14 protein-coding genes are annotated in these 12,200 nt (G+C 62.8%); 4 read left to right on the top strand and 10 right to left on the bottom strand.

Going from position 1 to position 12,200, the window contains the following annotated elements; genetic code table 11:
• Positions 1 to 5: 5 nt before the first annotated feature.
• Positions 6 to 998 (bottom strand): DMT family transporter, encoded by a 993-nt coding sequence (locus NJU76_RS02010; RefSeq protein ID WP_254531141.1) that lies wholly within the window; start codon positions 996 to 998, stop codon positions 6 to 8.
• Positions 999 to 1,240: 242 nt separating this feature from the next.
• Here NJU76_RS02010 and NJU76_RS02015 point away from each other — a divergent pair, with 242 nt between their 5' ends.
• The gene (locus NJU76_RS02015; protein WP_254531142.1) at positions 1,241 to 2,035 is read left to right on the top strand and encodes a helix-turn-helix transcriptional regulator; all 795 of its coding nucleotides are present in this window, start codon (positions 1,241 to 1,243) and stop codon (positions 2,033 to 2,035) included.
• A gap of 6 nt (positions 2,036 to 2,041) precedes the next feature.
• Here the strand turns inward: NJU76_RS02015 and NJU76_RS02020 are convergent, their stop codons facing one another.
• From NJU76_RS02020 to NJU76_RS02045, 6 genes are all read right to left on the bottom strand, one after another.
• Positions 2,042 to 3,733, bottom strand: coding sequence for a spermidine synthase (locus NJU76_RS02020; RefSeq protein WP_254531143.1), 1,692 nt, complete (start codon positions 3,731 to 3,733; stop codon positions 2,042 to 2,044).
• A 177-nt stretch (positions 3,734 to 3,910) separates the two neighbouring features.
• The gene (locus NJU76_RS02025) at positions 3,911 to 4,399 is read right to left on the bottom strand and encodes an Lrp/AsnC family transcriptional regulator (protein WP_254531144.1); all 489 of its coding nucleotides are present in this window, start codon (positions 4,397 to 4,399) and stop codon (positions 3,911 to 3,913) included.
• Between the two features lie 79 nt (positions 4,400 to 4,478).
• Complete coding sequence (locus NJU76_RS02030) at positions 4,479 to 5,732, bottom strand: RNA-guided endonuclease InsQ/TnpB family protein (RefSeq protein ID WP_254531145.1); 1,254 nt, start codon at positions 5,730 to 5,732, stop codon at positions 4,479 to 4,481.
• A gap of 137 nt (positions 5,733 to 5,869) precedes the next feature.
• Complete coding sequence (locus tag NJU76_RS02035; RefSeq protein ID WP_254531146.1) at positions 5,870 to 7,069, bottom strand: redox-regulated ATPase YchF; 1,200 nt, start codon at positions 7,067 to 7,069, stop codon at positions 5,870 to 5,872.
• 261 nt (positions 7,070 to 7,330) lie between these two features.
• A complete protein-coding gene (locus NJU76_RS02040; protein WP_254531147.1) occupies positions 7,331 to 8,305 on the bottom strand; it encodes an ArsA family ATPase in 975 nt (324 codons plus the stop codon).
• On the bottom strand, positions 8,305 to 8,601 hold the full coding sequence (locus NJU76_RS02045) for a DUF7990 family protein (protein ID WP_254531148.1): 297 nt from the start codon (positions 8,599 to 8,601) through the stop codon (positions 8,305 to 8,307). Before NJU76_RS02045 ends, NJU76_RS02040 begins: the two co-directional genes overlap by 1 nt.
• 74 nt (positions 8,602 to 8,675) lie before the next feature.
• Here NJU76_RS02045 and NJU76_RS02050 point away from each other — a divergent pair, with 74 nt between their 5' ends.
• Positions 8,676 to 9,905 carry a CobW family GTP-binding protein gene (locus NJU76_RS02050; RefSeq protein WP_254531149.1) on the top strand — a complete coding sequence of 410 codons (1,230 nt, stop codon included), beginning with the start codon at positions 8,676 to 8,678 and terminating at the stop codon, positions 9,903 to 9,905.
• A gap of 1 nt (position 9,906) precedes the next feature.
• On the opposite strand, the gene NJU76_RS02055 is transcribed toward NJU76_RS02050, so the two are convergent.
• Positions 9,907 to 10,110 carry a hypothetical protein gene (locus tag NJU76_RS02055; RefSeq protein WP_254531150.1) on the bottom strand — a complete coding sequence of 68 codons (204 nt, stop codon included), beginning with the start codon at positions 10,108 to 10,110 and terminating at the stop codon, positions 9,907 to 9,909.
• 205 nt (positions 10,111 to 10,315) lie between these two features.
• Complete coding sequence (locus tag NJU76_RS02060) at positions 10,316 to 10,636, bottom strand: hypothetical protein (RefSeq protein ID WP_254531151.1); 321 nt, start codon at positions 10,634 to 10,636, stop codon at positions 10,316 to 10,318.
• Between the two features lie 164 nt (positions 10,637 to 10,800).
• On the opposite strand from NJU76_RS02060, the gene NJU76_RS02065 reads away from it, so the two are divergent.
• Complete coding sequence (locus tag NJU76_RS02065; RefSeq protein ID WP_254531152.1) at positions 10,801 to 11,025, top strand: DUF8107 family protein; 225 nt, start codon at positions 10,801 to 10,803, stop codon at positions 11,023 to 11,025.
• Positions 11,026 to 11,046: 21 nt separating this feature from the next.
• Here the strand turns inward: NJU76_RS02065 and NJU76_RS02070 are convergent, their stop codons facing one another.
• Complete coding sequence (locus NJU76_RS02070; RefSeq protein ID WP_254531153.1) at positions 11,047 to 11,274, bottom strand: DUF8007 family protein; 228 nt, start codon at positions 11,272 to 11,274, stop codon at positions 11,047 to 11,049.
• A gap of 313 nt (positions 11,275 to 11,587) precedes the next feature.
• On the opposite strand from NJU76_RS02070, the gene NJU76_RS02075 reads away from it, so the two are divergent.
• Positions 11,588 to 12,196 (top strand): DUF8052 family protein, encoded by a 609-nt coding sequence (locus tag NJU76_RS02075; protein WP_254531154.1) that lies wholly within the window; start codon positions 11,588 to 11,590, stop codon positions 12,194 to 12,196.
• The last annotated feature ends 4 nt before the right edge of the window (positions 12,197 to 12,200 follow it).

Raw genomic sequence — 12,200 nt, forward strand, 5'->3', positions numbered from 1 at the left:
GACGGTCAGTCCGACCGATATCCTCGCGGTTCGTCTCTGACGCGAGAGTCGCTTTCATGGCTGACGTCGGAAGCGGACGTGTACGCGCGGGCTCGAGCTGCGAGCGCGTCGGCATCGATCGATCCGCTGCCGAGCACCGCGAACCCAACGAAGATAGTCAGGAAGCCGACGATCGCCAGCGCGTCGATCGTTTCGCCGAGCAGCGCCCAGCCGCCGAGCGTCGAGACGACAGGCACGACGTAGAAGATCAGATTCGCGCGGATAGCGCCCGCCGAATCGATGAGTCCGAAGTAGGTGATGTACGCGAAGACGCCCGCGAAGATGGTGACGTAGCCGAGCGCCAGAACAGCGTTCGGGGTCCACTCGATCGTCGCCGCCGACTCGCCGCCCAGCCAGGCCAGCAGGTGACAGAGTGCGGCCGCGAATGGCAGCCCCCAGGCGACGCGAACCGTACTCGAGAGGTCGCTGTCGGCCCACCGAATGAGGACGGCACCGAGCGCAGCACTGACCGCACCGACGAACAGGATTCCCTTGCCGACGGCGCCGCCGAGCAGGTTCGCGGGATCGGGGCTGACGACGAGGCCAACGCCGAGCAGGCCGATACCCATGCCGGCCGCACCACGAGCGGAGAGGCGCTCGTCCGAGAGCATGGCCGCGGCGAACACCGGCGTCATGATCGGGTTGAGACTGTACAGGATCGAGGCGACGGCACTGGAGACGTACTGCTGGCCGACGAACAGCAGCGCGTTGGTCAGTCCGATCGCGAGGACGCCGGTCGCGAGAATACCCACGACGTCGCCGCGCGTCCGTGGGAACAGTTCCGGTCCGGAAGTGGTCCAGCCGACGTACGCCAGCATCAGGATCGCTGCGATGTCGAATCGAGCGGCGACGAACAACAGCGGCGGGAAATACGCCAGTCCCGCTTTCGCAGCGACGAACGTCCCTCCGAAGAACAGACTCGAGAGGGCGAAATAGGTGATGATGCGACGGGAACTCACGGGGAGTCCGCCACCTCCGTTCGAACCGCGTGTGCAGATACTGAGGCGAGTGCTGCCCCGATAGCGGGGATCATGATAGGAGACCGTACGAGCGTCGGGGTTATAATTTCGTTCAGAAAATATTTCACGGGAAGAAAGGATTAGTAGACCGGGAAAGGACTCCGGTACTGCGAGAGCGAAACAGGTCGTGAAAGGATTTCACGGTGCGAAAACGGTTTACGACCGGGGTAACGACAGAGTGTATGGAATCGGCCCTCGCGGAGATCGAGTTCCTCGCGCTCTCGTCGAACCGCGTCGAGGTGCTCGGGTTGTTGTCGGAGGGACGATACGCGCGCAACGAACTGGCGGCCGAAACGGGCGCCTCGCAAGCCACGCTCGGTCGGATACTCAGGGATTTTCGGGACCGATCGTGGGTCAGACGGGACGACGACGAGTACGTCGCGACCGCAACCGGGCGACTCGTCTCGACGGGGTTCACCGACCTCCAGGAGATTCTCGAGACCGAGCAAACACTGAGAGAGATCGTGGACTACTTGCCGACCCACGCGATGGACGTCGATCTACGTCGGCTCGCGGACGCGACGATTACCGTCCCCAGCGCGACGCGACCGAACGCACCGTTGCGACGATTGCTCGCCCTCCTTCGCGAAGCCGACGAGGTTCGGGCGTTCTCTCACACGTTCAACGAACAGACCCTGGCGGTCGTCAGGGAGCGGGTAACGGACGGCGACCAGCGGTTCCGTGGCGTCTTCGGCCGGAGTGCCATCGACGCGCTCGCGGACGAGTCCGAACTCCGTGACCAGCTCGAGTCGCTGCTCGCAGCCGAGACCGCAGAAATCAGGGTTCGCGAGGAGGGCGTTCCGCTCGCGGTCATGATCGCCGACGAGACCGTCTCACTGCTGCTTCGCGACGAAAAGGGCGTCCTTCGGGCCGCCGTCGATACCGACGACGACGCCGTTCGTTCGTGGGCCGAGGACTCGCTGAACCACTACTGGCGGACAGCGACGCCACTCGAACCCGAGGGCCTGTTCGACTGATCGCCGTCAGCCGCTAGCGCTAGCGCTGGTGGGATGGACCGTCGATGTCGGATCGACCCCCACCGAATCGGAAGCCTCGATCGTCGGTGCCGGCCGTGCGAGCGTGGCCGGCCGGATCCCGGTCGCGATGGACGAAGCAGGTTCCGATTCCCGATCACCCTCGGTCTGTTCGATGACGTAGTCCTGGCCGATCGTCGACGCCTGGAGGTTGTCGACGGGCGCGTGGTCTTCCGTCAGGATCGGAACGTCTCCGGTCGCTGGGTCATCCATGTAGCTGTCGACCTCGGCGTTCAGGTCGATTCCGAGGTCGCGGCGTTCGTTTCGCGCCGCGAGTTCGGCCTCGGTGAAGCTCGTTTCGTCCTTCGTCGCGACCACTTCGATGTTCTGAACCGAGTCCCAGCTCGATGTCCGGAAGCTGTACGTGGACTCGAAGGCTTCGTCGATGGTCTTGTATTGTGCCCGGTAGAATTCGGACCCCGTGCCACTCGGCGCGGCGATAACGTTCGCGAGGAAGACGCCGTCCTCGGTCAGATGCGATTCGGCGAGTTCCATAAACCCGAGTTGGGTCAAGTGAACGGGCACCTGATCCTTCTGGTAGGCGTCGAGGACGATCAGGTCGTATTTCGTATCGGTATTCTGTAGGAACACTCGCCCGTCTTCCGTGTGGGCGGTCAGGTTGTCACCTTCCTCGAGTCGGAAGTACTCCTTTGCGGTCCGGGTCACCGCGGGATCGAGTTCGACGACGTCCACGTCGACGTCGTACTTCCGCTCGAAGTCCTTCGGTCCGGTGTAGCCGCCCCCGCCGATGAACAGCACGTTCTCGACCTCCTCGTGGTCGTCGACCATCAACATGGGGATGTGGAAGTACCGCGTGTATTCGAAGACGTGCCGGTCGGGATTATCGAGATCCATCGCGCTGTGCCGGGCACCGTCCAGATACAGCGTCCGGACGTCCCCGTCATCGATCACCTCGAGTTCCTGATAGGCCGTCTGCGTCTGGTAGACGACGTCGCCGCGATGATCGAACGTAACCGGGCCGACGCCGGCTGCAAGCACGAGCAAGAAGGCGATGGCGACGCTTGCGACCGCGGGACGCGGCGGCAGCGTGGGCAGCGTGAGCGCGAAGGCGGTGCCGACGAGGACGAATCCGAACAGGATGCCGATCATCTCGATGCCGAGCGCCGGGACGAGGACGTACGTCGTCACGCCCGCACCGACGATGCTGCCGATGGTGCCGAGCGCGTAGACGTGGCCCGACGCTTCGCCGATCCCGTCTTTCTGGGAGAGTTCGGCCGAATAGGGGCTAATAAAGCCGAGCAGGTAGGTCGGCGGCCCGAAGAGGATGAGCACGGCCGGCACTGACGCGTACCGGGTCGGCAGTGGGAGCATCGACGCGGAGAGCAACAACTGGTCGCTCCCGTAGACGACGATGGCGACGTATCCCGCCGTTCCGAGCAGAATCCAGGTCATTCGGCGGATCGACGCGGTTGCGGCCCGTTTGCCGCCCTGCCAGTAGCCCAGGCTCAACGCGGCGAGGAAGACGGTGATGATGCTCCCCCAGGTGTAGACGCTGCTCCCGAACTGCGGGGCGATGATCCGGCCCGCGAGAATCTCCAGCCCCATACTGGTCACGCCCGAGACGAATACCGCGACGTCTGGTTTCGTCGGCCGGAACACGGAGGGCTGGCGCAGACTCATTGTCGGGACAAAGCGGGCCCGCGACGAGAACCTGTCGCCTCGCCATCGCCGGTGTCGAGGTACCGGGTCGGGACCGGACGCCACTGGAGCGTGCCGTGACGCCTCTGATCGCTCGTCGAACCCGATCCCAGCGACACGGAATCCGTCTCGGATCGGCGCGTTTCGACGGGGTTCCAATCAGGGAACTGGCTGGTCATCGAGTTCTCCGACGATTTGTTCGCCGAAGTGATCGAACGGCTGAACGGACGCGCTCTTGATTAGTTTGGAATTGACCACGGTCAGGCCCAGATCGCTCAACTCGTCGGTAATGCGAGCGACATCGTCGGTATTCGTTCCGACAGCTTCGATCTGAACGTTGGCTGATCCGTTGAGAACTTCCCGAATACCCACGACGCCGCGGACGGTTCGCGCTTCGGTTGCGAGCGCCTCTCGCCCGAGTTCGGGCGCGCGACAGATGAAGAGCAGATGGAGCTGGAGACCCGCTTTGTCGTAGTCGATCGACGGATAATAGCCGCGAATGATTCCCTCGTCTTCCATCTGCTCGATACGGGTCCGTATCGCACTGGCCGACACCCCGATTCGCTCGGCCATCTCCTGGGTCGTGGTGCGGCGAGAATCCTGTTGAAGGAGGTATAAAATCGCCTTGTTCACGTCGTTTCCGTTCATGAATCACGGTTTCGCAGTCACAGCATTCCCTGATGATAGTTCCTCCAACATAACGCGGTAGTCTGTCAACTACCCCACCCTAAGCACCTTCGGTACTTTGAGGGTGGGGCTTGTCCGTGAACTCGGCCTCGAACCCGTCAGGGTAGGCGGTGAATCCGCTCTTCGGCGTCACCGTTCCAGACTTGAGGGCGAGCTGACTGTCGCCCGTCCGCCGAGACGACTGTAGGCCTCGACGGACGTACCGCATACCGATGTTCTTCGCCGCGTTGTAATCCGCGTTCGCTCCTGACCCACACTTCACGCACTGGAAATCGGTGCGCGACGGGCGATTCTCGTCTGCCGTGAATCCACACTCGGAACACCGCTTTGACGTGTACGCCGACCCCACTTGCTTCACCGATATTCCGACCGATTCGGCTTTGTACTCTACGTATTCGTAAAGTGTTCGGAACGCCCACTTGTGCCGCCATGACGCACCCGTTCGGTCGCGGATGTGGGTTAGGTTCTCGAACGCGATTACGTCGCAGTCGTAGCGGAGTGCTTCGTTTATCAGCGAGTTCGACGCTCGGTGTAGTACGTCGCGGACGTAACGGAGTTCCCGACCACTCGACTGTACGAGGGTCCGGTGGGCGCTTCGCGTCCCGGTCTGTTGCAACCCGGCGCGTACCTTCTCGAACTTGCGGAGGTTGTGGGTGAGCTCCCGTCCGCTGAAGAAGTAGGCAGTGCTGGTAACGGCGAGGTTTTCGATACCGAGGTCAACCCCGAGAACCGTTCCGTCCTCGGCGGTGTTCCGTTCGGTATCGTTCTTGTACCGGCGGAAGCCGATATGCAGGAAGAACTCGCCATCTCGGGCGGTGAGCGTACTTTCCGTAACACTCCATTCGTCCGAGTCGAGATACTGACACTGGTAGCCATCGTCAGCGTCGGGAAGGTCAAGCGGACACCGGACCCGGCTCTCCGTCGTGGAGAGGGAGACGGTATCGTCATCGAACACCGTCATCGTCCGCGTATCGTACTTCATGGTCGGCACGGTGAACGACGGCTTGCTGACCTTCTTGCCCTTCGACCGGCGATCGATGCAACTGGTGATGGCTTGTGAGGCTTGGTGGGTGGCGAGAATCGCGTGCTGACTCCCGAGGTCGGTCTGGTCGCGCACAGAATCGTAGGCGAGAGGTTGCACGTCACTCTTGGTGTTACACCGTTCCCATGCGAGGTCTGTGGCGATTTGGCACCCCCGCTTCCACTCGGAGATGGTATCTTCGAGCAAGTCGCGTTGCTCACCATTTACCAAGAGGCGGGTAATTGCCGTCCGACGCACGTAGTCGTCTGCCATCTATTCAATGTAGCCATGTGGCTATTTATAGATGGATGAAATGCCCAGCTATACGAACGCGCTCCTCCCCTCCCTACCGCTCGCGTTCACTCGCGCTTGAGGAAGGGGACTCCGCGCTACCGTATAGTCGAGTGGCGTCAGTTCGTCGTAATAACTTCGATCACGTCCCGCGATTCGACCTCGTAGTCTTTGCCTAACTGGCGGTTCGTTCGGCAGTCGATGGCGTGTAGAAAGCCGGCGCCGATATCGGAGTGGAGGCTGTACGCGAACGCTTCCGCGGTCGAGTTCGGCGGTATCAGATAACAGTCCGGCAATACTTCGCCGTGTTCGTTCCCCAACCCGTTCGCGCCGCCGGGAAACACCGGTGTCACACCGAGGACGTCGAACAGCGCCGTCTCGAGAGCCGCCTGAACGCCGGTCGCGCCGTACTCGGTGAGGAATCCCCGGATCTGTTCGAGGCCCTCTTTCTGTCCGGCAGAAACGTCGCCTGTGATCTCGAAATCCGCGTCCCCCGGCCGGTAATCGACGACGCCCGCCTTGTCGGCCGACTTCAATGCTTTCTCGGCGTGAGCGCTGCAGGGGACGATCGTCAGGTGGTCGTAGTCCGGATCGTTCGCGATCTCCTCGAAGTTCTCCTGGGCGGCAGGCGTATCCATTTTGTTCGCCGCGATCATCAACGGCTTGGTCGCTGTCCGAATTTCGCGAGCTAACTCGAGTTCGTCCGTCTCGTCCCACTCGTCCGGATCGAAGCCGATGTCGACCCGTCTGATGAGGCGCTTGATTTCGTCTTCGGTCGTCTTGAAGGCGCTCATCTGCTCGGCGAGTTCCTCCTCGATGGCGTCGTCCTCCGTGGTGTAGCCCGACGCGTAGCGTTCGATACCCTTCTCCAGGATTCCCAGGTACCACTGGTCGAGTTCCTCCTCGAGGAAGGCGATGTCGTCGCGGGGGTCGTAGCTCTCGGTCGGCTCGCCCTCTGCGTCGGTCGTGCCGGAAAAGTCGACGACGTGGACGAGCACGTCGGTCTCGTTTAAGTCCGTGAGAAACTGATTCCCGAGCCCGTTCCCCTCGTGTGCACCGGGGATCAGTCCAGCGACGTCGACGAGTTTCGTCGGCACGAACCGCGTCCCGCGGTCGCAGTAGCCGACGGAGGGAGTACACTCCTCGTCAAACTCCGGTGCGGCGCAGTCTACGCGCACGAAGGCCTCGCCGACGCTGGGATCGATGGTTGTGAACGGATACGCACCTTCGGGAACGTCGTTCATCGTCGCCGCGTTGAAAAAGGATGACTTGCCGACGGACGGTTTCCCGACCAGTCCGATCCGGTAACTCGTACTCATTATCCATTCTGGTCGCGGGATGACTAAACGGGTTTCTGTCCGACAGCGGCGTGGTATGGAGTCGCCTCACAGGCCCCGGTGTGGATCGGCTGGGTTCACTCGAGACCGAAGCACAGTCGTCGAGCCCACCGGTCTGGGCCCCCGACACCCGAACTCCGCCCTCCAGGTCACAAGTCCGTTCTCCGGGGCCCATTCACTCTGTGAGCTCGGAGCCTCCGTGCTGGGAACCGGTCGACTCCAATCCGTTCGATGCCGCTCGAGTCAGACGTGCGTCGGTGGCTCCACGGCCGTTTCGATGTCGAGTTCGTCGGCCACGTCCTCGAGCAGGTCGCCTTTGACCTCCGAGCTCCGCCAGCCGATTTCGGCAACCAGGGGCGGTTCGAACTCGGTTCGAATCGTCTCGAGTCGCTCCCGTTCCGTCGCCACGCGCTCGCGAAGGTAGCGTGCGCCGCGGCCGTTCTCGTCGGCGTCGGGCGACGGCGTGAGTTTGTTTGCGACGAGCCCGCGGACCGCGAGATCCTTTTCCGCGAGGTCGACGATGGCTCGTCGGGTCTCGTTCAGCGACAGTTCGTCGGGATTCAAGACGAGAAAGAACGCGGCGTCGTCGTGGAGCGCCGACCCGGCGAATTCGAAGAACTCCTTGCGCTCCTGGAGGCGCGCGAGGACAGGATCACCCTCCATCACGCGCCGCGGCTCGTTGGCGCCGACGGCGGCCTTCTCGAAGAGATCGATGCTCGTCCGCCGTTTGTGCATCAGCCGATCGATCCACCCCTCGAGCAGCTCCGGTAGCCCGAGGAGTCGGAGTGTGCTGCCCGTCGGCGACGTATCGAATACGACGCGTTCGTACGGATCTGCGCTACGCATCACGTCGACGAACCGGTCGAACAACGCCGACTCGTAGGCACCGGGGGTCCCGTGTGCCATCTCCAACTGGCGGTTGATCTCGTTGACCATCGCCGCCGAAACCTGCTCCGAGAGGTCCTGTCGAATTTCGTTTAAGTGTCGCGTCACCTCGTCGTCGGGATCGATCTGCATCGCGTCGAGTCCGTCGATTCCCGCGACCGGTTGCGGGGAATCGTCGAACTCCTGGTCGAACACGTCGGTGACCGAGTGGGCCGGGTCGGTCGAGACCACCAGCGTTCGGTGCCCGTCGCGCGCACATCGTAGCGCGTACGCACACGAAACGGTCGTTTTCCCGACGCCACCTTTGCCGCCGAAGAAGACGAAAGGTTCCATCAGAAGTGGTACTGCTGACCCTTGCGTTCGATATACGAGTCGCGATCCCATAGCCGCCGTTCCCACGATTCGAACTCGTTTTCGAGGTAGGGCAATAGCTCCGACGTGTAGTACGAGACCGGCGACGGAATGCCGAACGCGTCCGGAAAACACGCAAGAATGAACGCGTCCTCGGTGTCCTCGGCTTCCTTCTCGATTTTCTCGTAGGCCGGATGCGATATCATTCCGTGGTAAAGGCCTCGCAACCACTCCTCGAGCGTTTCGCGATACCGTTCGATCCGGTCAGCCAGGGTCATGTCAGTGTGTGGGTCCTGAAGGCTAAAAACCCTCTTGGATCGGTTTCAAGGCGCTGCGACCCCAGTGGTCGAACATGGCTACGGAAACGGCCGAGAACATTCCTGTCACGATTCTCTCCGGGAGTCTGGGGGCGGGCAAGACGACACTCCTCAATCACCTGCTGTCGAACGCGGGCGATCGGACGCTCGCGGTCCTCGTCAACGACATGGGGGCAGTCAACGTCGACGCCGAACTCGTCGCCGAGGGCTCCGAACTCGAACTCGAGGGAGGCGTCGCGGAGCTCTCCAACGGCTGTATCTGCTGTGAACTTCAGGACGACCTCGAGACCGCCGTCGTCAGACTGGCCCGGGACCGGTCGTTCGACCACCTCGTCGTCGAATCGTCGGGGATCTCGGAACCCGCACCCGTCGCGCGGCTGTTTACGACCGAGTCCCGCGTCGCCGCGCGCTACGACGTTGACACGCTCGTCACCGTCCTCGACACGCCCGCCTTCCTCGAGGCGTTCGCCGGCGACGAAACGCCACAGCGGCGAGGTGAGGAGGGAGACCGGCCGCTTTCGGACCTGCTCGTCGAGCAGGTCGAGGTCTCGAACGTCGTGCTCCTCAACAAAGCCGACCTGTGTACCGAGACGGAACTCACGGAGGCTGCGGAACTCGTCCGCGCCCTCCAGCCGGACGCAGAGACGATCTCCACGACGTTCTCGGCGGTCGATCCCGATCGACTGCTCGGGAAAGACCTGTTCGACCCGAAACGTGTGAACGACCTCCCCGGATGGAAACGGGTGCTGGCGGCGGCCGACGCCGATCACGAGCACGGCGACGAGGTGGCCCACGACTCCCATCACGGCCACCACCATCCGGACGAGGTCTACGGCGTCTCGTCGTTCGTCTACCGTCGTCGCCAGCCGTTTCATCCCGAGCGGTTCGCCGCGTTCCTCGAGACGCTCCCGGCGGCGATCGTCCGCGCGAAGGGGACCGCATGGATCGCCGACAACGAGATGCGTGTTTCGATCGCCCAGGCCGGGCCGTCGGTCAGAGCCACCGCACGGGGGCCCTGGATCGCGAGCCTCCCCGAGGTCGAGCGCGACCTCTACAGATCGAACCGTCCAGACCTCGAGTGGCACGACGACCACGGCGATCGGCGGACGGAACTCGTCTTCATTGGCACGGACCACGACGAATCGGTGCTCCGGACGGACCTCGAGAACGCGCTCGTCACCGACGACGAGTGGAGTGATCCTGCCTCTCTCGAGAGTCGCTTCCCCGACGAACAGGGTGCGGAAGTCCTCGTCCGCGAGCCCTGAATCAGCACGCGCAGTTGCGACCCGTGGCGCGCTCGAAGCGCATCTCGGTTTCGCACTCCGGACAGACCGGCTCCCCCTCGAGGTCGACGTCCCTGATCCTGATATCGCAGTCGTCACACCAGTAGGTACCTCGCGACTTGTCGTCGGGACGATCCGTCGGCGATGCGGAGACGAGCGCCGTTTGTATCGACTCAATGAATCCCATAGTCGACCGATCACCGAGGATTCGAATAAAATCATGGTATTCCTTGGCATAGTTGAGAGGTCGCGGATCGACGTCGGTCGGAACCCGTTCTGATGCAAACGTCGAGTACGCATCTATTCGGCCGCGCGACCACGCTACCACCCGATGACCGGCCCTCCGACGCTACCTCACCGACTGAGTACCCGATTCCCCATCTCTGGCACTACTACCGGACGGCTAACGGAACTGCGAGCGCGACGATGAGCGCCGCAAGGATCGGAATGAGGTGGAACAGTCGTTCGGCGCGGACTGCAGACGGGACCGCACTGGCCGCCTCGGGGCAGAACGTCCACACCTGTCGGTAGAACGCGGCGACGGTTGCGACGGCGAACAGCGCAGCGGAGGCCGTGATTCCGAGCTCGAGCGACAGGCCGAGAGCCTGCCCGTACAGCGGCCCGAACGACAGCAGGATCATGAAAGAGAGCCCGACGACGACGAGGAACGGGACCGGATCGACCGCCGATCCGTGGCGGTTTCGCAGGTTCATACGAGTCTTTCACCGTGGGAGTGCAAAGAGGTATGCCGAGCATTCTCAACTGGCGCTCGAGGTCGAGGGACGAGCAGCGCGAGTCCTCGGACGTGCGGGAGCCAAGCGACACAAGAGCCGCGAGGGCGGCGAACAGTTAAGTGTCGGTACCGTCCTCACCCTGTATGAGCGATGGGGACTCGGAACGGGACGGATTCGAGGCGGGCGTCTCGTCCTCGCAGGGTGATCCACGCGTCCTGCTCGTCATGAACGCCGTCCTGTCGACGCTGTTTGCGTGGACCGTGGTCTGGGGGCTGTCGTTTCTGGGTATCGTCGAGTTCGGAATCGTCAACGTCGGAACGGCCGCGATACTACTGTTCACGATAACGTATCTCGTGACGAACGCGTAACGTCTTGCGCGCTCGTCGGAATTACCGCCCGTAAATGAGCTTGCGCCCGATGTCGTCGACCCGATCGGTCACGCGTTCCGCCCAAGCAGCTGGCGAGACGCGGCGGAGCGTCTCGTCGTCGATCTCGATGGCGGCCTCGTCGAACGGGCTTCGGTTTGGGTTCTCCTCGCCGTCGTCGCCGGACGACGCGACGTCGACGACCGCCGACATCGAACAGCGGCCGCACGCTTCAGTTTTCTTCCCTCCCATGCGTATTCCTCGCACGCTAGTTCGTCTCCATCGGCTAAAATCTACCGTCCGGATCCATTCGGACGACCGCCCCGATTGGAGCGATTGGGTCGATCGGAGCAGTCGGTCGACCGCGGCTATTGGACCGATCCGATAACGGGAGACCCAGCCCCGTTGCAACCGAGCGACCGGGACCGCGGACGGAGGCCATCCACCGACGAATACTTGCTTTCCCGGCCGCAATCGATGGTATGAGAAAACAGGTCAAGGAGCTAGTCGAAGCCGAATGGGCACCGGGTCGTGGGCAGGCACCATCACACCACGCCGGCGTACGATGAGCGAGAAAGCGACGCCGGATGAACTGCCAGCGGAGATCCGCGAGGCGGTCCCCGACTGGGACGACGAGTACCTGGACCGCGTGTCCGACCGGCTGATGTACAACTACGACCTCGAGAAGGATCACCGCAGCGACGGCGAGCGGTGGGACCTCTACGGGGAAATGCGCGTTCGCAGCCAGAAGCAGTTCTTTCATCCGGCACTTTCCTACGCCGACCACGAGGCCGAGGAATATCTCTTCGCCCGACGCGACCCCCGGCCGACGGTGGCGGAACTCGAGCGCCTCGTCGATCTGGGTCACGAGATGGCGGACGAGCGCGTCGTCCCGGACGAGGAACACTTCGGGACGGATTTTACGTTCGTCCTCGTGGCCGACGAACTGTCGGCGGCCGTCCGCGAGTACGTTTCCGGGTTCCGCGATCGGACGTTACTGAAGTTCGGCTATCACGGCCACTACGAGATCAATCTCGTCGTCGTGGTCCCCGACGCGGACGAGCACGCCGCCAGCGAGGCCGCGGACACTGTGGAAGCCTTCGCGCTGTGGGACGACGTCAGTACGCCCACGGAAGGAGTTCTCTCACGGTTCGCGAAACGATTCTGGAGGTAGCCTC

This window comes from Natrinema gelatinilyticum (assembly GCF_024266705.1).
Classification (GTDB): Archaea; Halobacteriota; Halobacteria; order Halobacteriales; family Natrialbaceae; genus Natrinema; species Natrinema gelatinilyticum.